General features: G+C 73.1%; 21 protein-coding genes and 3 tRNA genes. 16 read left to right on the top strand and 8 right to left on the bottom strand.

The window, feature by feature from the left end; all coding sequences use genetic code 11:
- The first annotated feature begins 72 nt into the window (after positions 1-72).
- Positions 73-1170, top strand: coding sequence for a branched-chain amino acid aminotransferase (locus tag ACFOW4_RS26055; protein ID WP_377532444.1), 1098 nt, complete (start codon positions 73-75; stop codon positions 1168-1170).
- A gap of 51 nt (positions 1171-1221) precedes the next feature.
- Here ACFOW4_RS26055 and ACFOW4_RS26050 read toward each other — a convergent pair whose 3' ends face one another.
- The 4 genes from ACFOW4_RS26050 to ACFOW4_RS26035 form a co-directional block, all read right to left on the bottom strand.
- Positions 1222-1947, bottom strand: a complete 726-nt coding sequence (locus tag ACFOW4_RS26050; protein WP_377532741.1) for a tyrosine-protein phosphatase — start codon at positions 1945-1947, stop codon at positions 1222-1224.
- 73 nt (positions 1948-2020) lie between these two features.
- Complete coding sequence (locus ACFOW4_RS26045; protein WP_377532441.1) at positions 2021-2479, bottom strand: PRC-barrel domain-containing protein; 459 nt, start codon at positions 2477-2479, stop codon at positions 2021-2023.
- A gap of 141 nt (positions 2480-2620) precedes the next feature.
- Positions 2621-3151, bottom strand: coding sequence for a carboxymuconolactone decarboxylase family protein (locus tag ACFOW4_RS26040; RefSeq protein ID WP_377532438.1), 531 nt, complete (start codon positions 3149-3151; stop codon positions 2621-2623).
- A gap of 1 nt (position 3152) precedes the next feature.
- Positions 3153-3713 carry a peroxiredoxin gene (locus ACFOW4_RS26035; RefSeq protein ID WP_377532435.1) on the bottom strand — a complete coding sequence of 187 codons (561 nt, stop codon included), beginning with the start codon at positions 3711-3713 and terminating at the stop codon, positions 3153-3155.
- Between the two features lie 343 nt (positions 3714-4056).
- On the opposite strand from ACFOW4_RS26035, the gene cimA reads away from it, so the two are divergent.
- Positions 4057-5640, top strand: a complete 1584-nt coding sequence (cimA, locus tag ACFOW4_RS26030; protein WP_377532433.1) for a citramalate synthase — start codon at positions 4057-4059, stop codon at positions 5638-5640.
- 3 nt (positions 5641-5643) lie between these two features.
- Here the strand turns inward: cimA and ACFOW4_RS26025 are convergent, their stop codons facing one another.
- On the bottom strand, positions 5644-6639 hold the full coding sequence (locus ACFOW4_RS26025; protein ID WP_377532430.1) for an endonuclease/exonuclease/phosphatase family protein: 996 nt from the start codon (positions 6637-6639) through the stop codon (positions 5644-5646).
- A gap of 340 nt (positions 6640-6979) precedes the next feature.
- On the opposite strand from ACFOW4_RS26025, the gene ACFOW4_RS26020 reads away from it, so the two are divergent.
- The 9 genes from ACFOW4_RS26020 to ACFOW4_RS25980 all read left to right on the top strand — a co-directional run bounded on the left by ACFOW4_RS26020 (position 6980) and on the right by ACFOW4_RS25980 (position 14358).
- A complete protein-coding gene (locus ACFOW4_RS26020; protein ID WP_377532427.1) occupies positions 6980-7486 on the top strand; it encodes a hypothetical protein in 507 nt (168 codons plus the stop codon).
- A 235-nt stretch (positions 7487-7721) separates the two neighbouring features.
- Complete coding sequence (locus ACFOW4_RS26015; protein ID WP_377532424.1) at positions 7722-8768, top strand: AAA family ATPase; 1047 nt, start codon at positions 7722-7724, stop codon at positions 8766-8768.
- Positions 8765-9760, top strand: a complete 996-nt coding sequence (locus tag ACFOW4_RS26010) for a DUF58 domain-containing protein (protein WP_377532421.1) — start codon at positions 8765-8767, stop codon at positions 9758-9760. The genes ACFOW4_RS26015 and ACFOW4_RS26010 overlap by 4 nt, the downstream gene beginning before the upstream one ends.
- On the top strand, positions 9757-10716 hold the full coding sequence (locus tag ACFOW4_RS26005; RefSeq protein WP_377532418.1) for a VWA domain-containing protein: 960 nt from the start codon (positions 9757-9759) through the stop codon (positions 10714-10716). Before ACFOW4_RS26010 ends, ACFOW4_RS26005 begins: the two co-directional genes overlap by 4 nt.
- 50 nt (positions 10717-10766) lie before the next feature.
- A complete protein-coding gene (locus ACFOW4_RS26000) occupies positions 10767-11633 on the top strand; it encodes a S1C family serine protease (RefSeq protein WP_377532416.1) in 867 nt (288 codons plus the stop codon).
- Positions 11634-11741: 108 nt separating this feature from the next.
- Positions 11742-12038 (top strand): hypothetical protein, encoded by a 297-nt coding sequence (locus ACFOW4_RS25995; RefSeq protein ID WP_377532414.1) that lies wholly within the window; start codon positions 11742-11744, stop codon positions 12036-12038.
- Positions 12039-12072: 34 nt separating this feature from the next.
- Positions 12073-12498 carry an alternative ribosome rescue aminoacyl-tRNA hydrolase ArfB gene (arfB, locus tag ACFOW4_RS25990; protein WP_377532411.1) on the top strand — a complete coding sequence of 142 codons (426 nt, stop codon included), beginning with the start codon at positions 12073-12075 and terminating at the stop codon, positions 12496-12498.
- A 191-nt stretch (positions 12499-12689) separates the two neighbouring features.
- Positions 12690-13688: an aldo/keto reductase gene (locus ACFOW4_RS25985; protein ID WP_377532409.1), complete on the top strand. Its 999-nt coding sequence runs from the start codon at positions 12690-12692 to the stop codon at positions 13686-13688.
- A 73-nt stretch (positions 13689-13761) separates the two neighbouring features.
- Positions 13762-14358, top strand: a complete 597-nt coding sequence (locus ACFOW4_RS25980; protein ID WP_377532406.1) for a TetR family transcriptional regulator — start codon at positions 13762-13764, stop codon at positions 14356-14358.
- A gap of 31 nt (positions 14359-14389) precedes the next feature.
- Here ACFOW4_RS25980 and ACFOW4_RS25975 read toward each other — a convergent pair whose 3' ends face one another.
- Positions 14390-15277, bottom strand: coding sequence for a 3-methyladenine DNA glycosylase (locus ACFOW4_RS25975; RefSeq protein ID WP_377532403.1), 888 nt, complete (start codon positions 15275-15277; stop codon positions 14390-14392).
- Between the two features lie 34 nt (positions 15278-15311).
- Entirely contained in the window at positions 15312-16787 is a 1476-nt protein-coding gene (locus tag ACFOW4_RS25970; RefSeq protein ID WP_377532400.1) for a hypothetical protein, read from the bottom strand.
- A gap of 172 nt (positions 16788-16959) precedes the next feature.
- Here ACFOW4_RS25970 and ACFOW4_RS25965 point away from each other — a divergent pair, with 172 nt between their 5' ends.
- The 4 genes from ACFOW4_RS25965 (at position 16960) to ACFOW4_RS25950 (ending at position 18418) form a co-directional block, all read left to right on the top strand.
- Positions 16960-17763, top strand: a complete 804-nt coding sequence (locus ACFOW4_RS25965) for a fumarylacetoacetate hydrolase family protein (RefSeq protein ID WP_377532398.1) — start codon at positions 16960-16962, stop codon at positions 17761-17763.
- 106 nt (positions 17764-17869) lie between these two features.
- Positions 17870-17941: transfer RNA gene (locus tag ACFOW4_RS25960), tRNA-Gln, on the top strand.
- A 134-nt stretch (positions 17942-18075) separates the two neighbouring features.
- Positions 18076-18148, top strand: a tRNA-Glu gene (locus ACFOW4_RS25955).
- A 197-nt stretch (positions 18149-18345) separates the two neighbouring features.
- Positions 18346-18418: transfer RNA gene (locus ACFOW4_RS25950), tRNA-Glu, on the top strand.
- Positions 18419-18502: 84 nt separating this feature from the next.
- On the opposite strand, the gene ACFOW4_RS25945 is transcribed toward ACFOW4_RS25950, so the two are convergent.
- Positions 18503-19189 (bottom strand): IclR family transcriptional regulator, encoded by a 687-nt coding sequence (locus ACFOW4_RS25945; RefSeq protein ID WP_007456408.1) that lies wholly within the window; start codon positions 19187-19189, stop codon positions 18503-18505.
- A gap of 49 nt (positions 19190-19238) precedes the next feature.
- On the opposite strand from ACFOW4_RS25945, the gene leuC reads away from it, so the two are divergent.
- A complete protein-coding gene (gene leuC / locus ACFOW4_RS25940) occupies positions 19239-20684 on the top strand; it encodes a 3-isopropylmalate dehydratase large subunit (RefSeq protein WP_377532396.1) in 1446 nt (481 codons plus the stop codon).
- Positions 20685-20697 lie beyond the last annotated feature (13 nt).

Genomic DNA, 20697 nt, shown 5'->3' with positions numbered 1-20697 from the left:
GGGTAAGTTTCTGGCACCAGCCATGTCGGTGTGCGGTCCCGCATGCCGTTGTCCCGCAGGGAGGTCAGCGCGATGAGCGGTGGTGACAAGCTCGACTTCGAGATCCGTCCGAATCCCGCGCCGGTATCCGCCGCCGACCGGGCCGCCCTGCTGGCCAACCCCGGCTTCGGTCGGGTCTTCACCGACCACATGGTCACCATCCGCTACGCCGAGGGCAAGGGCTGGTACGACGCCCGGGTCGAGGCGCGCGCACCGATCCCGATGGATCCGGCCAGCGCGGTGCTGCACTACGCGCAGGAGATCTTCGAGGGGCTCAAGGCGTACCGGACCGCCGACGGGGGCGTGACCATGTTCCGCCCGGACGCCAACGCGTCCCGTTTCGTCGCCTCGGCCCAGCGGATGGCGATGCCGGCGCTGCCGCCGGAGGTGTTCGTCGACTCGCTGCACAAGCTCATCGAGGTGGACCGGGAGTGGATCCCCACGGGTCCCGACGGCAGCCTCTACCTGCGGCCGTTCATGTTCGCCAGCGAGGTCTTCCTCGGCGTCCGGCCGGCCAACGAGTACCTCTACATGGTGATCGCCTCGCCGGTCGGGGCGTACTTCAGCGGCGGCGTCAAGCCGGTCACCGTCTGGGTCTCCCCGGACTACACCCGCGCGGCGCCGGGCGGCACCGGCGCGGCCAAGTGCGGCGGCAACTACGCCGCCTCGCTGGCGGCGCAGGCCGAGGCGATCGAGGCCGGCTGCGACCAGGTGGTCTTCCTGGACGCGGTGGAGCGCCGCTTCGTCGACGAGCTCGGTGGCATGAACGTCTTCTTCGTCTACGACGACGACACCGTGGTCACCCCGCCGCTGACCGGCACCATCCTGCCCGGCATCACCCGCGACGCGGTCCTCACGCTGGCCGCCGAGGCGGGGCACGGGGTCGAGGAGCGGCCGGTCACCTTCGCCGACTGGCAGGCCGACGCCGCCAGCGGCCGCCTGCGCGAGGTCTTCGCCTGCGGCACCGCCGCGGTGATCACGCCGATCGGCGGGGTCCGCTTCCCCGACGGCGAGTTCCTGATCGGCGGAGGCGAGCCCGGCCGGGTCACCATGGCGCTGCGCCAGCAACTGGTGGACATCCAGCGCGGCAGGGCCGCCGACCCGCACGGCTGGGTGCGCCAGGTCCTCTGACCGTCCGCACGACCGTCGCGCCCGTCGCCGGACGGGCGCGACGCCGGCCGGTCAGTCGAGCAGGTGCTCGGGGAGTGCGGCGAGCTGCGCGTCGGTGACGCCGGCGTGCCGCAGGTAGCCCTCGACCGAGCCGTAGCCCGCACGCAACTCGGCGAGGAACAGCGACATCGCCTCGGCCGGCGAGGACAGGAACGGACTCGGTGGCTCCTCGACGTCCGGCATGGCGGCCGCCAGCCAGGCGCTGAACCGCGCCGACGCCTCGGTGCTCAGCGCGTAGTCGGCGGCGATGTCGTCGTCGTCCACGCCGAGCACCGCCAGGGTCAGCGCGCACACGATGCCGGTGCGGTCCTTGCCGGCCACGCAGTGCACCACGACCGGGGCGTTGGCCGAGTCGGCGATCAGCCCGACCGCCTCGGCCAGGCCTGCGGTGCCGGTCTGGGCCAGGTCGGCGTACCGGTCGGCGAGGTAGCGGGGAAGGCTGTCACCCGCCTGGTACGGCCGCTCGCCCCACTCCGCGTGCTCCGGGTGGATGTGCCGGTAGGTCAGCCCCTCGTACGGCGGCACCCGACCGTCCCGGTCCACCTCGTACGGTCGGCGCAGGTCGATGACGGTCCGGACGCCGAGGGCGGCGAACGCCTCCCGGTCGGTCTCGTCGATGCGGTGCAACGAGTCGGAGCGGTAGAGGCGGCCCCAACGCACGGTGCGCCCACCGTGGCCCTGGTAGCCCCCGACATCACGGAAGTTGAACATCGCGGAGAAGGGGATCCTGCGCTTCATCTCGGTGGCGTCCACGCTCACACGGTAACGGCCGGTGGGGCAAAGCCCCACCGGCCGTCAACAGGATCCACCGTTACCTGGCGGTACCCGGGGGAATGGCCGAGTACGTCTCGCCGTAGTAGCCACCGAGCTTGTCCCGGTAGGCCGGGTCGGTGTCGGCGGTCTCGTCGTACTCGGGCGCGGCCTTGATCTGGTCCTTGCTCCGGTCGACGTAGACCTTCCGCTCGTCGTGGTCGACGTGGTTGACGGTCCCGGCAGGGATCATGACCTTCTTGCCGAAGATCCACGGACCGGTGTCGACCACGAGGTAACTGGAGTTCACCTCATGGCTGGCCTGGTCCACCTTGCCGATGCCGCCGTCGTTCGCCTCCACCTTGTAGCCCACCAGGTCGACGCCGGTAACCCCGGCCTCGTCCCGGTAGCGCCACGGGTCGAAGGTGCCGCCGGGCGTGTCACCCGGGAAGGCGCCCTGTCCACCGTGCACGAACGGGTCCGGCGTCCCGTGGGTCGTTCGAGGGTCGAGCCGCTCCATGGCGTTTCACTCCTCTACTCGACTGATCGGGGGTTGGTGCCCTGTCAGCCCCATGTCCTACCCGGTGTCGAGATCGCTACACCTGTCCGTACCCACGGAAAGGGCCGGCCGGTGCGACCGGCCGGCCCTTGACGGCACCGCTCAGGCCAGTGCGGCCTCGGCGTCGAGGGTGACCGCCGCGGCGTGCACCACGGCGGCGATCCGCAGCGCCTCGTGCACCTGCTCCCGGGTGAAGCCGCTGCCGCGCAGCGTCTTCTCGTGCGACTCAAGGCACACCCCGCAGCCGGTGATGGCCGAGACGGCGAGGCACCACAGCTCGAAGTCGCCCTTGTCCACGCCGGGCCGGGCGATGATCTGCATCCGCAGCCGGGCCGGCATCGAGGCGTACTGCTCGTCGCCGATGAGGTGCTTGGCCCGGTAGTAGACGTTGTTCATCGCCATGATGGCCGCCGCGCCCTTGGCGGCCTCGACCGCCTCCGGCGTGAGCTGCTCGGCGGCGTCGGCGGCGATCTCGCGCAGGACCATCGGGTTGCGGGCCGACACCGCGCAGGCCAGCGCGGTGCCCCAGGCCTGCACCGGGGTCAGCGTCGAGGTGCCGACGGTGGAGCCGAGGTTGAGCTTGATGTCCTTGGCGTACTCGGGCAGGGCCGCCTTGATCGCGTCGAGACCCATGTCAGGCCCCGGCACCGGCGAGGAGCGCGTTGGCGTCCAGGGTCTCGCCGCCCTTGTTCCAGTTGCACGGGCACAGCTCGTCGGTCTGCAGCGCGTCGAGCACCCGCAGGACCTCGGAGACGTTGCGGCCCACGGAGCCGGCGGTGACCATGGCGAACTGGATCTCGTTGTTCGGGTCGACGATGAACGTCGCCCGCTGCGCCACGCCGTCCTCGCCGAGCACGCCGCAGGCGGCGGCCAGCTCACGCTTGATGTCGCTGAGCATCGGGAACGGCAGCTCGCGCAGGTCGGGGTGGTCCTTGCGCCACGCGTAGTGGACGAACTCGTTGTCCACCGACGCGCCGAGGACCTGGGCGTCCCGGTCGGCGAACTCGCCGTTGAGCCGGCCGAACTCGGCGATCTCCGTGGGGCAGATGAAGGTGAAGTCCTTCGGCCAGAAGAAGACCACCCGCCACTTGCCCTCGTGGGACTTGTGGTTGATCGTCTCGAACGCCTTGTCGGCGTCGAGGGACACGCAGGCGGTGAGTTCGTACTCGGGGAAGCGGTCACCGACAGTGAGCACGGGTCCTCCTTGGGAGCGGCACGAGGCCGGAAACTGGATCGGTTCCAGATACTGCCCGCAGGGCTGTTTTCGCCGCTCAGCGGCACGCTGTCTTGTGAAGTCGATCACCAACGGTGGGTCGTGGTCCGGTTCGGACGGCGGCTGAGGTACGGCGACACTCCGTCACTGTCTCGGCATGTGGATTGTTCCTCCCAAAACCGGTGCGGGGTGGCAGAGTGGCGACCGTGACCAGCACCGCCCTGATTATCGCGACCTAGCGCGCCGGCCCTCCCCTCCGCCGAGCGCGCAGACCTCCCGCATACCGCGGGGGGTCTTTTTGTTGCTGCTCCGAGAAAGGATCCTGATGACGTTCCAGGTCTTCGACACGACCCTGCGCGACGGCGCCCAGCGCGAGGGGCTCACCTACTCGGTGGTCGACAAGCTGGCGGTGGCCCGGCTGCTCGACGAGTTCGGGGTCGGCTTCATCGAGGGCGGCTGGCCGGGCGCGGTGCCCAAGGACACCGAGTTCTTCCGTCGCGCCCGCACCGAGCTGACCCTGCGCCACGCACTGCTGGTCGCCTTCGGCGCCACCCGCAAGGCCGGTGTCGCGGTCGCCGACGACCCGCAGGTGCGCGGCCTGCTGGACGCGCAGACCCCGGCAGTGGCGCTGGTTGCCAAGGCCGACCTGCGGCACGTCGAGCGGGCCCTGCGGACCACCGGCGCGGAGAACCTCGCGATGATCCACGACACGGTCGCGCACCTGGTCCGCGAGGGGCGCCGGGTCTTCGTCGACGGCGAACACTTCTTCGACGGCTACCGGCACGACCCCGCGTACGCGGCGGCCGTGGTGCGGACCGCGCTGGCCGCCGGTGCCGAGCGGATGGTGCTCTGCGACACCAACGGCGGCATGCTGCCGTCGCGGGTGACCGCCGTGATCACCGACCTGACCGAGCGGCTCGGGATCGGTGCCGACCTGCTCGGCATGCACGCGCAGAACGACACCGCCTGCGCGGTGGCCAACACGATCGCCGCCGTCGAGGCGGGCGTCCGGCACGTGCAGGGCACCGCCAACGGGTACGGCGAGCGCCCCGGCAACGCCGACCTCTTCGCGGTCGTCGCCAACCTCCAGCTCAAGCTCGGCATGCCCGTCCTACCGGAGGGCTGCCTGGCGCAGATGGTGCGGGTCTCGCACGCCATCGCCGAGATCGCCAACATCGCCCCCGACACCCACCAGGCGTACGCCGGGGCCGCCGCCTTCGCCCACAAGGCGGGGCTGCACGCGAGTGCGATCAAGGTCGACCCGTTGCTCTACAACCACGTGGACCCGTCGGTGGTGGGCAACGACATGCGGATCCTGGTGACCGAGATGGCCGGCCGGGCCAGCATCGAGCTCAAGAGCCGCGAGCTCGGGCTGGACCTGGCCGGCCAGCCGGAGACGCTGAGCCGGGTCACCAACCGGGTCAAGGAGTTGGAGGCCGGCGGCTGGTCCTTCGAGGCCGCGGACGCCTCCTTCGAGCTGCTGGTCCGATCCGAGTTGCCCGAGGGCGGGCCGGCCCGGCCGTTCGCGCTGGAGTCGTACCGCGTGCTGGTCGAGCACCGCGAGGACGGCGCGGTGGTCTCCGAGGCGACCGTCAAGATCCGGGTACGCGGCGAGCGGGTGATCGCCACCGCCGAGGGCAACGGCCCGGTCAACGCCCTCGACGAGGCGCTGCGGGTCGGGCTGGCCCGGCACTACCCGGAGCTGCGCGACTTCGAGCTGGCCGACTACAAGGTCCGCATCCTGGAGGGCAGCCACGGCACCGGCGCGATCACCCGGGTGCTGCTGGAGACCACCGACACCGCCGGCCGGGACTGGACCACGGTGGGCGTGCACCCCAACGTGGTCGAGGCGAGCTGGCACGCGCTCGTGGACGCCCTCACCTACGGGCTCGACCGCGCGCACGTCTGACGGTCAGCCGGCCGGGAGACGCAGGGTGGCCAGGACGGGACGGTGGTCGGTGCGGGGGAGGCCGTGCACGGTCAGCTCCCGAACCGCGATGCGGCGGTCGACCAGGACGTGGTCGATGGTGACCGGGGGGATCAGGTCGCCGTCGTAGGGCCCCCACGTGCCGACCAGCCCCCGCCCGGTGGCGTCGGCGGCGTCCACGTAGCCGGTGCGCACCAGGGCCCGCAGCGGGCCGTGGTCGAGGGTCGCGTTGAAGTCGCCGGCGAGGATGCGCAGGCCGTCGTGCGGGGTGGCCGGCGGCTGCGCGGCCAGGTCGGTGCGCCAGAAGCCGACCTGGTCCAGCGCGTACGGCGCCGACGGATGGGCCGACTCGACGCGTACCGGTGGCGCGCCGGGCACGCTCACCGTGCCGTAGGCCTGGCTGAATCCCCAGCCACCCAGGTTGTGCCGGATACCGGCGTCGCTGATCGGCCACCGCGAGTAGAGCCCGGAGCCGGGCGTGCCGTCCTGCGCGTTGAGCTGCCGGTGCGGCAGCAGCCGGTCCAGTCCCAGCCGGTCGAGGTCGGCCTGCGCGGCGGGGGTGAACTCCTGCACGGTGAGCACGTCCACCCGGTGCCGCCGGACCAGCTCGACAAGCGTCCCGGCGTCGGCGCCGCCGGCCAGCAGGTTGGCGGTGAGCAGCCGCACGGTCGGCCCGGTGGTGGCCGGCTGCGCGGCGGGCAGGGCCCGGGGCGCGACCGCGCCGAGCAGCGCCACGGCGGCCACCGCCGCGACCGCCGCCGGGCGCCAGCGCCGCAGGGCGAGGGCGAGCACCAGGGCCAGCAGACTCCCACCCGCGACGTACGGGGTGAAGGCGAGCGCCTGCACCAGTGGCCCCCGGTCCAGGCCGGCCAGCCGGACGACAGCCCAGGCGGCCGCCGGTGCGACGGCCAGCCAGCAGAGCCCGGTGCCGATCCGGCGCGCGCGGTGCGTGGCGGGGAACGGCGACCTGTCGACGATCATGGCGGTCAGGGTAGCGGAAGCCGGCGTCGCGCAATTTCGTGAATGGTTGTGGACTCACTTCTCACAATTGCCTGACGGCTGATTGGCAGCCCATTAAAACGTGATCGACTATTGACGCTCGGCTTTTTATGGTGCTACGTTCCACCTGGTTCAAGCGACGCAACTCTGAGTAGTAATCCCAGCTCAAGCCGGATGTAGATCGGTTGGTAAATCAACGATCACGGTTCGCGTGAGATTGTTTCCTCCGGCCCGAGTCTCGTCGCGGAACAGCCAACGGCAGTCGTCCGTCCCGCCCTTGCGGGTCGGCCGAATTCGTACGGTCACACAAGGGGGACCTGTCATGACCACATCTTTCCGACGTAAGGCGGCAGCGGCCACGTTCGCTGCTCTGGCGCTCACCCTGGCCGGGGGCGGCATCGCCGTCGCCCAGCCGTCGGCGAAGGCGCCGCAGGAAACCGTCCAGCCCGCGGCCCGGCGTACCGACAGCCAGCCGCCGGTGACGGCGGAATCGGCGCGCAAGGCGCGGGCCGCGCTGAAGGCGAACGCCACCACCCTCGCCGCCAGCACCGCGATCACCGTCGTCAACGCCAACGGCACCAGGTCGCGTGGTGTCGGCACGGTCATCAAGTACGGCGTGGGTCAGTACGAGGTGCAGTACGCGTACAACGTGACCGGGGGTGTCTACGTGGCCACCATCGGGCGCGCCGACGCCTGCTGCATCCCGGCGCCCGGCGAGATCTCGGTCGCGCGCCGACTCAGCACGCCCAACGCGGTGTTCGTGCAGACCCGCAACTCGGCCGGCGCCCCGGCCGACCTGGGCTTCCACCTGGTCGTCCACACCTCCTGACGCGCGCGGTCGCCGGCCCTCACGCGGACCGTGGGGGCCGGTGCCCGTCTCGACGGGAAAGGCCACCCCGCGGTGGCCTTCTCCGTACCCGGTCTGCCGCCCGCCGCGAGGGTCGTACCGGTCCCGGGGCCGTTGTCCCCCGGCAGGGCAGTTCCTCCCGATCAGGGGGCACAAGGGACGCTTCGGCGCCGATAATCCGACGTTTGCCGGGCCGTCGCCACGGGAAGCAAGCACCGTGACGGACATCTCGGACACCCTGGCCAGCATGCCCAGCCCGGTCGATCCCGAACCGACCGGCGTCGAGCTGGAACAGACCCTCTTCGAGGTCAAACGCGTGATCGTCGGGCAGGATCGGCTCGTCGAACGCCTGCTCACCGCTCTGATCGCCAACGGGCACTGCCTCCTGGAGGGGGTGCCCGGCGTGGCCAAGACGCTGGCCGCGCAGACCCTCGCCACCGTGGTCGGTGGCACCTTCTCCCGGATCCAGTTCACCCCGGACCTGGTCCCCTCGGACATCGTGGGTACCCGCATCTACCGGGCGTCGAAGGAGACCTTCGACATCGAACTCGGCCCGATCATGGCCAACCTGGTGCTCGCCGACGAGATCAACCGGGCCCCGGCCAAGGTCCAGTCGGCGCTGCTGGAGGCGATGGCCGAGCGGCAGGTCTCCATCGGCGGGCGCAGCTGGCCGGTCCCGGCGCCGTTCCTGGTGCTGGCCACCCAGAACCCGATCGAGTCCGAGGGGGTCTACCAGCTCCCGGAGGCGCAGCGCGACCGGTTCCTCATGAAGGTCGTCGTGGACTACCCCAGCGACGCCGACGAGCTGACCATCCTCTACCGGATGAGCAGCGACCGGCCGCGGGCCCGCCAGGTGCTCGACGCCCAGCGGCTGCTGGACCTCCAGGCCCGCGCCGAACGCGTCTTCGTGCACCACGCGCTCGCCGAGTACGTGGTGCGGCTCATCCTCGCCACCCGGGACCCGGGCCGCTTCGGCCTGCCGGACATCGCGCCGTTGCTCGCGTACGGAGCCAGCCCACGAGCCACCCTCGGCCTGGTCGCGGCGGCCCGAGCCCAGGCGTTGCTGCGGGGACGCGAGTACGTGCTGCCCGAGGATGTCCGCGAACTGGCCGTGGACGTCCTCGCCCACCGGCTGGTGCTCTCCTTCGACGCGGTCGCCGACGGCGTCTCGGCCGAGGCCGTGGTCCGCCGACTGGTCGACGCCGTGCCACCGCCCCGGCTCGCCACCGGTCAGGCGCAGCACGCCGACCTGGCGGCGGCATGAGGCGCCCGAGCGCCGCGACGGCCGACCCCGGCCTCACCGAGCTGGCCCCGAACCAGCGACTGCGCCGCCTCGAGCTGACCGTCACCCGGCGCCTGGACGGGCTGCTGCACGGCCAGTACCGCGGACTGCTGCCCGGGCCGGGCAGCGAGCCGGCCGGCAGCCGCGAGTACCGGCCGGGCGAGGACGAGGTGCGTCGCATGGACTGGGCCGTGACCGCCCGCACCACCGTGCCGCACGTCCGGCAGGTCGACGCCGACCGGGAGCTGACCACCTGGTTGCTCATCGACGCCACCCCCAGCATGGAGTTCGGCACCGCCGAACTGGACAAGCGGGAGCTGGCGGTGGCCGCGGTCGCGGCGGTCGGCTTCCTGACCGCGGGAGTCGGCAACCGCCTCGGTGCCCAGGTGCTGCGGGCGGACGGCGTGCGCTCCTTTCCGGCCCGCAGCGGGCGTACCCATCTGCTCGGCCTGCTGCGCGCGCTGCTGGCCGCCCCACGTACCACCGGTGACCACCGGCCGGCCGACCCGCCGGAGCTGGCCGACGGGCTCGCCTCGGTGCAGCGGTTCGCCACCCGGCGCGGCCTGGTGGTGGTGGTCTCCGACTTCCTCGACGGGCTGCCCGACGATCCCGGCCAGCCACCGCCGTGGGAGCGGAGCCTGCGCCGGCTGGCGGTGCGGCACCAGGTGCTCGTGGTGGAGGTGACCGACCCGCGTGAGCTGGAACTGCCGGACGTCGGCCTGATCACCCTGATCGACCCGGAGACCGGCCGCAGCCGCGAGGTCTGCACCTCGGACCGGCGGCTGCGGGAGCGGTACGCGGCGGCCGCCGCCGCCCAACGCGACCAGGTCCGCGCGGCGCTGCGCCGCAGCGGGGCGACGCACCTGGCGCTGCGCACGGACCGGGACTGGAGTGTGGACATCGTCCGGCACGTGCACGCCCAGCGCCGGCTGGCCGCCGCCCCGGCCGGGGCAGCCCGGGGAGGTGCCGCGTGACCTGGCAGTCGCCGCTGCGGCTCTGGCTGCTGCTCGGGGTCCTCGCCCTGGTCGTGGCGTATCTGGTGATGCAGCGCGGACGCAGCCGCTACGCCGTGCGGTTCACCAACCTGCGCCTGCTGGACCGGGTGGCCCCGCAACGCCCGGCCTGGCGGCGGCACGTACCCGCCGGGCTGTTCCTGGCCATGCTGGCGCTGCTGGTGGTCGGGTTCGCCCGGCCCACCGCGGAGGTCCGGGTGCCCCGGGAACGCGCCACGGTGATGGTGGCGGTGGACGTCTCCACCTCGATGCTCGCCACCGACGTGGAACCGGACCGGCTGGCCGCGGCCAAGCAGGCGGCCCGCCGCTTCATCGAGGGCCTGCCGGACGAGTTCAACGTCGGGCTGGTCGCGTTCGCCGGCAGCGCCGCCGTGCTGGTGCCGCCCGGCACCGACCGGGAGGCCCTCGACGAGGGGATCGAGCGACTGGCCGAGGGGGTGACCGGGGTCCAGGGGACGGCGATCGGCGAGGCCATCAACACCTCGCTCGGCGCGGTCAAGGGCCTGGACAGCGAGGCCGCCAAGCAGCCGCCGCCGGCCCGGATCATCCTGCTCTCGGACGGGGCGAACACCTCCGGGATGGACCCGATGGAGGCGGCGGCGGACGCGGTCGAGGCCAAGGTGCCGGTGCACACCATCTCCTTCGGGACCCCGTCCGGCTACGTGGACCGGGGCGGCCGACCGATCCAGGTGCCCGTCGACGGGCAGACGCTCAAGGCGGTCGCCGAACAGACCGGCGGCATGTTCCACGAGGCCAGCACCACCGAGGAGCTGCGCGCGGTGTACGACGACATCGGCACCTCGGTCGGCTACCGCAGCGAGCGCCAGGACATCTCCGCCCGGTTCATCGGCCTCGGGCTGGTCTTCGCGATGGGCGCCGCCGCCGGCTCGATGCGCTGGTTCTCCCGCCTGCCCTGAGCCGCAGGACACCCGCCGCGCAGGGCGACACCCGACCGTGAGGAGTACGCATGGCAGTGCAGACCGGACTGGGCGAACCGCGTGGTCCCTGGTTCATCTCCCCGCAGCTCGACCCGGACGGGCGGGGCAACTGGGACGTGCCGGGGAACGGGCGGGGACCGGGTGGGCGGCGCCGGCCCGGCCGTCTGCTCGCCGCGCTCGCCGTGGTGGCGCTCTCCACCGTCTCGGGCGCCGTCGCCGGTGGCGTGGTGGCCGGCCGGGACGGCACCCCGGGCCCGGCTGCCGCGTCGGCCGCCCCGGTGCCGGCGGAGCTGGTCACCGCCGCGCAGCGGACCGTGCCGGGGGTGGTGTCGGTGCTCGCCGGGGGCGGCGCCAGCGGGGCGTCGGCGAACGGGTCCGGGTTCGCCGTGGACGACCAGCAGCACCTGATCACCAACGATCACATCCTGGCCAAGGCGGGCGGGGGACCGGTGACGGTGGAGCTGCCGGACGGCCGGCGGTTCGCCGCCGAGGTGGTCGGCCGGGAGCCGCGCAGCGACCTTGCGGTGCTGAAGGTGCCGCCGTCGGCCGGGCTGGCGCCGCTGCCGCTGGCCAAGCCGGGCGCCACCCGCGTCGGTGAGCCGGTGCTGGCGGTCGGGTCCCCGCTCGGGCTGTCCGGCACGGTCACCGCCGGTATCGTCAGCGCGCTGGACCGCCCGGTGCGCCTCGGCAACAACCGGCACACCGCGGTGCAGACCGACGCCTCCATCAACCCCGGCAACTCGGGCGGCCCGCTGGTCAACGCCCGCGGCGAGGTGGTCGGGGTGAACACCGCGATCGCCACCATCGACGGCACCGGGTCGATCGGCATCGGCTTCGCGATCCCCATCGAGCAGGTGCAGCAGACCGCCGACACGATCATCGGCAAGGGCGGCTGAGCTGCGGTGATCTCCCGATCCGGCCCTGGGAACGGCCGGACTGTCGGATATCCGGCGCGAAAGCATCGGGGCATGGAAATATCACGCTGGGTCTGGATACTGGCGGAGGTGGAGCGTCCTCTTCTCGCGGTCCTCCTGCTGGTGGGCCTGGTCATCGGATGCGGTGTGGGGTCGGCGTACGCCCGGGCGCGGCGCGGGTGGAGCGACTACCAGACCATCAAGAGGTCGGTGCCGGGTGCCCGGCGCGGCGCCTGGCTGCTGATCCGGGTGGTCACCACCAAGGTCGGCGTGATCGCCCTGCTGCTGGTCGGTGCGGTGGCGTACGCGGCGGCCGGCTCCGACGAGGAAACCGCCGGTCCGACGCCCAGCCCGTCCGCGACGCGCAGTGAGCCTGCCCGCCGGTGACCACCGGGCCGCGCGCACGGGTTAGCCTCGGTTGGTGGACGACGGGCTGCGGGTGACCGACCGGTGGGTCGTCCCCGCCGGAGAGCTGCGGGAGCGCTTCTCCCGCTCGTCCGGCCCGGGTGGGCAGGGCGTCAACACCGCTGACTCCCGGGTCGAGCTGAGCTACGACCTCGCCAACTCGCCCGGCGTGCCCGAGTCGGTCCGGGCGCGGGCCTTGGACCGGCTGGCCAACCGCCTGGTCGACGGGGTCCTGACCATCGCCGCCAGCGAGCACCGGGCGCAGCTGGCCAACCGGGAGGCGGCCCGGGAGCGGTTGGCCGCGTTGCTGCGGGAGGCGGCGGCGCCCCCACCGCCGCCGCGCCGGCCGACCCGCCCGTCCCGGGGCGCCAAGGAACGGCGGCTGGCCGAGAAGAAGCGTCAGTCCCAGCGCAAGCGTGACCGCCGGGTGGACGGCGACTAGGCCCGGCACCGGCGGCCGGTCCGGCACGGACCGGCCTGGCACCGGGCCCGACCCCGGCGATCTCATCGCGCTCGTTTGGTATGTGCGCGCCGGCCGGCCCGCGACCTCGGCGGCCTTTGACTGACAAAATCTGTGATCTGTCAGTCAACAGATGTACGCTCAATCCGTCACCACGGTTGAGAGGAACACCCATGGACACCCGCACCCTCGGCACCACCGGCCCGGCCGTCTCCGCGCTCGGGCTCGGCCTGATGGGCATGTCGGACCTCTACGGCGCCGCCGACGAGGCCGAGAGCATCGCGACCATCCACGCCGCGCTGGACGCCGGCGTGACCCTGCTCGACACCGGCGACTTCTACGGGATGGGGCACAACGAGCTGCTGCTGCGCGAGGCGCTGCGCGGCCGCAACCGGGAGGACGCCGTGATCAGCGTCAAGTTCGGGGCGCTGCGCGACGCCGACGGCGGCTGGAACGGCATCGACGTGCGGCCGGCCGCGATCAAGAACTTCCTCGCGTACACGCTGCGGCGCCTCGGCACCGACCACGTGGACATCTACCGTCCCGCCCGGCTCTCGCCCGAGGTGCCGGTGGAGGACGTGGTGGGCACCCTGGCCGAGCTGGTGGACGCCGGGTACGTCCGGCACATCGGCCTCTCCGAGGTGGGCGCGGAGACACTGCGCCGGGCGCACGCCGTGCACCCGATCGCCGACCTGCAGATCGAGTACTCGCTGATCTCCCGCACCCTGGAGGCCGGGATCCTGCCGGTGGCCCGCGAACTGGGCGTCGGGATCACCGCGTACGGGGTGCTCTCCCGCGGCCTGATCAGCGGTCACTGGACGGCGAACCGGCAGACCGCCGGCACCGACTTCCGTGCCCACCTGCCCCGGTTCACCGGCGAGAACCTCGACCGCAACCTGGCCCTGGTGGACGCGCTGCGCGCCATCGCCGAGGCCCGGGGCGTCACGGTGGCGCAGATCGCCATCGCCTGGGTGCTCTCCCGGGGCGGGGACATCGTGCCGCTGATCGGTGCCCGTCGCCGCGACCGGCTCAGCGAGGCCCTGGGCGCCGCCGAGCTCGCCCTGACCGGGGCGGACCTGGCCGCGATCGAGGCCGCCGTCCCCGCCGGCGCCGCGGCGGGCACCCGCTACGACGAGGCGCAGATGGCGCACCTGGACAGCGAGCGCGCATGACCTCCCGACCGTGGCGCGACCGCCGGCCGGGGGCCGCGCCACGGCCGTCCGCGCGGTCAGGGAGGCTGGGCTCATGAGCGACGCCACCGCCCTGTCCGCCGACCGCATCCTCGACACCGCCGAGGAGGTGCTGCGCCGGTACGGCCCGGCCAAGGCCACCGTGCTGGACGTGGCCCGCGCGCTCGGCGTCAGCCACGGCAGCGTCTACCGGCACTTCGCCAGCAAGGCCGCGCTGCGCGAGGCGGTCGCCGAACGCTGGCTGGCCAGGGTCTCCACCCCGCTGGTGGCGGTGGCCACCGGCACCGACCCGGCGCCGCAGCGGCTACGCCGGTGGCTGGCCGAGCTGAGCGGCACCAAGCGCCGGATGGCCCGCGAGGATCCCGAGCTGTTCGACAACTTCCACCAGTTGGCCACCCTCTCCGAGGGCGCGGTCGCCACCCACCTGGAGATCCTCGCCGGTCAGCTCAGCGTGATCGTGGCGGACGGGGTGGCTGCCGGTGAGTTCAGCGCGTCCGACCCCGCGGTGGCCGGTCGGGCGCTGTTGCAGGCCACCGCCCGTTTCCACCACCCGGCGCACGTCACCGAGTGGAACGAGCCGGGGCTCGACGACGACCTGGCGGCGGTGGTCGCGCTGCTCGTCGACGGCCTGCGTACGCGGCCCGCCGGCTGAGCCGGCCGTTGACCGCTCCACCCGTGCCGGCTCAGCCGCCCGAGGCGGGACGGAGCCGGTCGCACTCCTCGACGAGACGGGCGCGCAGGGGCGCGGCGCGCTCGGCGAACGACCGCTGCGCCTGCACGTACTCGTGCCGGCCGTCGACCGTCTCGACCTCCACCGGCGGGTAGCCCAGGTCGGACAGGTCGTACGGGGAGGCCCGCATGTCCAGGGTCCGGATGTCCCTCGCCAGCTCGAAGCAGTCGGCCACCAGCTCCGAGGGGACCAGCGGGGAGAGCTTGTACGCCCACTTGTACAGGTCCATGTTGGCGTGCAGGCAGCCCGGCTGCTCGTGGGCGTGCTGGGTCTCCCGGGTCGGGGTGAGCAGGTTCAGCGGCCGGGCCGGCGCGGTGAAGAACCGGAACGCGTCGAAGTGGCTGCACCGCACCCCCCGCTCCTCGACGAGGGCGGCGGTCCGCTCCGGGCTCAGTCGCAGCGGCCACGCGTTGTGCCGCAGTTCCTCGCGGGTCTGCCGGTAGACCATCGCCCACTCGTGCATCCCGAAGCAGCCGAAGTGCGGCGTCCGCTCGGCGGTGGCCACCAGCAGCGATCGGATCCACTCCACCGACTCCGCGCGGCGGGCGCGTACCGCCTCGGTGTCGAGCGCGACCCCGGCGGGCGTGGCGCGGTAGTCCCGGCCGAACTCGGCCGGGTCCGCGCCGTGCAGCTCCACGCCGGCCCCCGGATGCCAGCGGCGCAGCTGGGCGGGGCGGTGCGAGTAGTAGGTGAACAGGAAGTCCGCCACCGGGTGCCGCTCGCCGCGCCGCCGGCGGGCCAGGTGCGGCGTCAGCCAGACGTCCACCCGCTGCTCGTGGGTCCGGCGCCGGGCCTGCCACTGCGCCACGTCGAGCACGGCGGGGGCGAGGGCGGCGGTCACGCACCCCAGGGTACGACCGCCGCCCGACCGCCGATCAGGGCATGTCCACCCGCACGCCCGCGGAGAACACCCCGCTGCGCAGCTCCAGCTGCCGCGGTTGGTCCCGCCCGTCGACGGTGAACACCAGCGGCAGCACCACCCGGCTACCCGCGGCCACCGGGTCGGCGAAGACGTCGCGCCCCAGGTTCGCCACCCGGGTGGCCGGCTCGTCGGTGCTCACGAAGCGCCCGCCGGGCAGGTAGGCCCGTTGCAGCTTGCCGTGCCAGGGCTGCTGCTCGCCGGTGACGTTGCGCACCCCGACCGTGGCCTGGCACCGCCGACCCCCGGTCGTGCCGCCGGCGCTGCCTGCCGTGGCGCAGGACACCCGGTACACGGTGAACTCGAACGCCGACTCACGCAGCGGCACACCCACCGGCCCGGAGACCCCGGTGCCCATCCAGGCGCCGCTGGTCGGTTGCTTCTGGGTGTCGATCGCCGCGACCCGTTGGGTGGCCGTCCAGCCCACCGCGCCGACCACCCCGGCCAGCACGGCCACGGCCGTGCCCACCAGCAGCCACACCGGCGGGGTGCGCCGGCGCGCGCTCGGGGTGGGAGTGGCCGGCCGCGGGTACACGGTGCCGCGACCGTCCGTGCCACCGGTGGCCGGCCCGCCGCCGCTGGCGAGGGCCGCGGCGACGACCCGTCGACGCCCGCGCCGCCGGTGCCAGATCCAGGCCAGGCCGGCGGTGAGCAGCAGCAGCACGGCGAGCCCGGCCAGCAGCACCGGGATCCGGCGCCAGGCGGGCGCCTCGGTGACCTCGGCGGCCGGCGGGGCCGCCGCCTGCCAGGTTGCCGTGGCGCAGTCGTACGGCCGGCTGCCGTCGCTGGTGAACGCGCAGGCCGGCGCGGTGATCGGCTGGCCGGGCGCGGTCGCGGTGAGCGCGGTGCCCAGCGTGGTGGTGCTGCGGGCTGGCAGCTTCAGCCGCCAGGTCACCTCGGCGGCGGACCCGCCGGTGCGGGTGGCCCAGCCACCGGCGCTGATCGAGGTGGCCGACGAGCCCGGTGGCAGCTCCTGGCGGACGGTGGTGTCCACCGGCGCGTTGCCCTGGTTGCTCACCCGGATGCGGTACCTCGGCGCGGGGCTGCTCTCCGGGGCGACCGCCACCGTGACCGGCGGCGGGGGCACCGAGGCCGGTGCCCGGGAGGGCGGCGCCACGGCCGGTGGGGCCGACGGCGGCGTGGGCGCCACCGCCACCGCCACCGGCGCGGCTACGGTCGCCGGGGCGGCCCCGGTGGTGGCCGGACGCGGCGGGGTCGCCGGCGTCGTGGTGGCCGTCGCGGGGAGCGCCGGGCGGGACGTGGTCGCCGCCGCGGGTGGCGCGGTCACGGCTGGTCGTGGCGGGGTCGCTGCCGGTCGTGGCGCGGCCGCCGCCTCCGGAGCCGCCGCGGGCAGTGCCGGCAGGGCGGCGAGGATGCCGAGGCAGTGGACGAACACTGCGAGGGCTCTGTGGTGTCGTGTCGATGCAGGCATACGAACGAACCTCCGGAGCCGACGCTAGGGGCGGGCTGCCTTCGTGCGGGTACGAAGTCCGGAAGCTCGCCCCGCCCGCCGTCGGCTGCGCTAGGGTGCCGCTGCCCACACCCGCCGGTCCGGCGCCGCCGGTCCTGGTGGTCAGGCGTCCCGGCGGGGATAGATTGGCCGGGTGCGTATCGCTCGTTTCGCTCATGCCAAGGGAATGTCGTTCGGAGCCGTCGAAGGCGAAGCGGAGGTCGGGTCGGAGGGCCTGACCATCGCCGAGATCGAGGGCCACCCGTTCGGCCAACTCACGTTCAGCGGTGCCCGCTGGGCCCTCTCCGACGTCCGGCTGCTCTCGCCGATCCTGCCCAGCAAGGTGGTCTGTGTCGGCCGCAACTACGCCGACCACGCCGCCGAGCACGGCAGCGAGGTTCCGAAGGAGCCGCTGCTCTTCCTCAAGCCGTCCACCTCGGTGATCGGGCCGCGGGACGCCATCCGGTTGCCGATCTTCTCGAAGCAGGTCGAACACGAGGCGGAACTCGCGGTGGTGATCGGGGCGCCCGGGGCGCGCCGGGCCGACCGGGCCGCCGCCGAGCGCGCAATCTTCGGCTACACCTGCGCGAACGACGTCACCGCGCGCGACCTCCAGCGCTCGGACGGGCAGTGGACCCGGGCCAAGGGCTTCGACTCGTTCTGCCCGATCGGACCGTGGATCACCACCGGCCTGGACGTCTCCGACCTGGAGATCCGGTGTGAGGTGGGCCGCAATCCGGACGAGATGGAGGTACGCCAGCTCGGCCGGACCAAGGACATGGTCTTCGACGTGCCGGGGCTGGTGTCGTACATCTCGCACGTGATGACGCTGCTGCCCGGCGACGTGGTGCTCACCGGCACTCCGGCGGGGGTTAGCCCGCTCGTCGAGGGGGATACGGTCAGCGTGCGGATCGAGGGGATCGGCGAGCTCACCAACCCGGTGGTCCCCGTCGCCTGATCCGTCTGGTGCCCTGTTTCCGCAGCTCAGGGGCGGTTCGGGGGATCGGATTTGGCCTGCCGGCACCGGGAGGGTAAAGTTCATTCCCGGCGCCGCAAGGGGCCAATGGGGTATGGGGTAATTGGCAGCCCGACTGATTCTGGTTCAGTTAGTCTAGGTTCGAGTCCTGGTACCCCAGCGCAACCGGGGATTCGCGAGAATCCCGGACGCTGGATTCTGACGGTGGTTGGCGCCGCTCCTTCGGGAGCGGTGTCGATCTCTGGTAGAGTGCAGCTCCTCTGCCCGCGAGGGTCGAGGAGCACAAGTTGTTCTGGCCCCGTCGTCTAGCGGCCCAGGACGCCGCCCTCTCAAGGCGGTAGCGCCGGTTCGAATCCGGTCGGGGCTACAGAGTGGCAGCCCGTCTCACCACGGTGAGGCGGGCTGTTTCGCGTCCGGGGCCCTGCCGCGCGGGTGGCCTGCGCGCTCTCGTACCCGGTCGTCGCGGTCGGCGTGCGTGCCCGGACCCCGTCATCGCCCTCTCCGGCGGTGCCGCTAGACTACAGCGGCACCGCTCGCCAGGGCGGTGAAGCAGGAGAAGTGCCTGGCCCCGTCGTCTAGCGGCCCAGGACGCCGCCCTCTCAAGGCGGTAGCGCCGGTTCGAATCCGGTCGGGGCTACAACCACCAGAGCCCGTCTCGCATCCGCGAGACGGGCTCTTCCCATTCCCACCCGACCGGGGTGGGGGGTCAGCCCTGGGTGGGTCAGAGGCCGGAGAGGCGTTGGCCGGCTCTCACCACGGCCATGGCGTGGCGTTCGCCGGGGCGGCGGCCGAGGCGTTCGATCGGTCCGGAGATGCTGACCGAGGCGATCACCCGGCCGGTGCGGTCCCGGATTGGGGCGGAGACGCTCGCCACACCCGCCTCCCGCTCGGCGACGCTCTGCGCCCACCCGCGGCGGCGTACCTCGGCCAGGGTGCGGCCGGTGAACTTGCTGCGGGGGAGCAGCGGCATCACCGCCTCCGGCGGTTCCCAGGCGAGCAGGATCTGTGCCGCGGAGCCGGCCGTCATCGGCAGCACCGACCCGACCGGCACGGTGTCCCGCAGGCCGCTGGCGCGTTCCGCCGCGGCCACGCAGATGCGCTCGTCGGCGCGGCGCAGGTAGAGCTGCGCGCTCTCGCCGGTGGCGTCGCGCAGCGCGGCCAGCAGCGGCTCGGCGGCGGTCAGCAGCACGTCCGGCGCGGCGTTGGCCAGCTCGCCCAGTCGGGGGCCGGGCCGCCAGCGGCCCTGGGTGTCCCGGACCAGCATCCGATGGATCTCCAGGGCCTGTGCCAGCCGGTGCGCGGTGGCCCGGGGCAGCTTCGTGCGTTCAACGAGTTCGGCCAGGCTGGCGCCGTCGACGCAGGCGGCCAGGATGACCACCGCCTTGTCGAGAACGCCGACACCGCTCATACTGTGTCCCACAAGCCGAAACTTACCTCCCAGAATTTAGGATGTCCAGATGGTGGGAGTCACTCCTGAGCCGAGGACCCTGGCCGAGAAGGTCTGGGACGCGCACGTCGTACGGTCCGCCGCTGGTGAACCGGACCTGCTCTTCATCGACCTGCACCTGCTGCACGAGGTGACCAGCCCGCAGGCCTTCGACGGGCTGCGGCTCGCCGGGCGCCGGGTGCGCCGTACCGACCTCACGCTCGCGACCGAGGACCACAACACCCCGACCGGGTACGCCGATCCGGCGTTCCGGTCCCGCCGCGGTGACCTGCTCACCATCGCGGACCCGACGTCGCGTACGCAGATCGAGACGCTGCGCCGCAACTGCGCCGAGTTCGGCGTGCGGCTGCACCCGCTGGGCGACGAGAACCAGGGCATCGTGCACGTCATCGGCCCGCAGCTCGGCCTCACCCAGCCGGGCATGACCATCGTCTGCGGCGACTCGCACACCGCCACGCACGGCGCGTTCGGCGCGCTCGCCTTCGGCATCGGCACCAGCGAGGTGGAGCACGTGCTGGCCACCCAGACGCTGCCGCAGAGCCGGCCGAAGACCATGGCCGTGAACGTGACCGGCCAGCTCGCCCCCGGCGTCACCGCCAAGGACCTGGTGCTCGCCCTGATCGCCCAGGTGGGCACCGGCGGCGGTCGCGGCCACATCGTCGAGTACCGCGGCGAGGCGATCCGCGCCCTCTCCATGGAGGGGCGGATGACCATCGCGAACATGTCCATCGAGTGGGGCGCCAAGGCCGGCATGATCGCGCCGGACGAGACCACCTTCGCGTACCTCAAGGGTCGGCCGAACGCGCCGCAGGGCGCCGACTGGGACGCGGCGCTCGGCTGGTGGCGGACCCTGCCCACCGACGAGGGCGCGCGCTTCGACGCCGAGGTGACCCTGGACGCCAGCGGGATCACGCCGTTCGTCACCTGGGGCACCAACCCGGGCCAGGGCGCACCGCTGAGCGCCCCGGTGCCGGACCCGGACGGCTTCGCCACCGACTCCGAGCGGGCCGCCGCCCGCCGGGCACTGGAGTACATGGACCTGCGCCCCGGCACGCCGCTGCGCGAGCTGCCCATCGACGTGGTCTTCGTGGGCTCCTGCACCAACGGTCGGCTGGAGGACCTGCGGGCCGCCGCCGACGTGCTGCGCGGTCACCGGGTGGCCGACGGGGTACGGATGCTCGTGGTGCCCGGCTCCGCCGCGGTGCGCGAGGCCGCCGAGGCCGAGGGGCTGGACAAGGTGTTCGCCGACGCCGGCGCCGAGTGGCGGTTCGCCGGCTGCTCCATGTGCCTGGGCATGAACCCCGACACGCTGAAGCCCGGCGAGCGCTCCGCCTCCACCTCCAACCGCAACTTCGAGGGCCGCCAGGGCCGGGGCGGGCGTACGCACCTGGTCTCCCCGCCGGTCGCCGCCGCCACCGCCGTGGTCGGCCGGCTGGCCGCCCCCGCCGATCTGTAGAAGGGACCGAGCA

This window comes from Micromonospora sp. GCM10011542 (assembly GCF_042650685.1).
Taxonomy (GTDB): Bacteria; Actinomycetota; Actinomycetes; order Mycobacteriales; family Micromonosporaceae; genus Micromonospora.
Note: the sequence above shows the minus strand (reverse complement) of the source record. Positions and strands in the feature narration are given on the sequence as shown.

Coding starts and splice junctions, on each gene's coding strand:
- ACFOW4_RS26055 (WP_377532444.1), top strand. CDS start 73: ATGAGCGGTGGTGACAAGCTCGACTTCGAGATCCGTCCGAATCCCGCG.
- ACFOW4_RS26050 (WP_377532741.1), bottom strand. CDS start 1,947: ATGAAGCGCAGGATCCCCTTCTCCGCGATGTTCAACTTCCGTGATGTC.
- ACFOW4_RS26045 (WP_377532441.1), bottom strand. CDS start 2,479: ATGGAGCGGCTCGACCCTCGAACGACCCACGGGACGCCGGACCCGTTC.
- ACFOW4_RS26040 (WP_377532438.1), bottom strand. CDS start 3,151: ATGGGTCTCGACGCGATCAAGGCGGCCCTGCCCGAGTACGCCAAGGAC.
- cimA (WP_377532433.1), top strand. CDS start 4,057: ATGACGTTCCAGGTCTTCGACACGACCCTGCGCGACGGCGCCCAGCGC.
- ACFOW4_RS26025 (WP_377532430.1), bottom strand. CDS start 6,639: ATGATCGTCGACAGGTCGCCGTTCCCCGCCACGCACCGCGCGCGCCGG.
- ACFOW4_RS26020 (WP_377532427.1), top strand. CDS start 6,980: ATGACCACATCTTTCCGACGTAAGGCGGCAGCGGCCACGTTCGCTGCT.
- ACFOW4_RS26010 (WP_377532421.1), top strand. CDS start 8,765: ATGAGGCGCCCGAGCGCCGCGACGGCCGACCCCGGCCTCACCGAGCTG.
- ACFOW4_RS26000 (WP_377532416.1), top strand. CDS start 10,767: ATGGCAGTGCAGACCGGACTGGGCGAACCGCGTGGTCCCTGGTTCATC.
- ACFOW4_RS25985 (WP_377532409.1), top strand. CDS start 12,690: ATGGACACCCGCACCCTCGGCACCACCGGCCCGGCCGTCTCCGCGCTC.
- ACFOW4_RS25980 (WP_377532406.1), top strand. CDS start 13,762: ATGAGCGACGCCACCGCCCTGTCCGCCGACCGCATCCTCGACACCGCC.
- ACFOW4_RS25970 (WP_377532400.1), bottom strand. CDS start 16,787: ATGCCTGCATCGACACGACACCACAGAGCCCTCGCAGTGTTCGTCCAC.
- ACFOW4_RS25945 (WP_007456408.1), bottom strand. CDS start 19,189: ATGAGCGGTGTCGGCGTTCTCGACAAGGCGGTGGTCATCCTGGCCGCC.
- leuC (WP_377532396.1), top strand. CDS start 19,239: ATGGTGGGAGTCACTCCTGAGCCGAGGACCCTGGCCGAGAAGGTCTGG.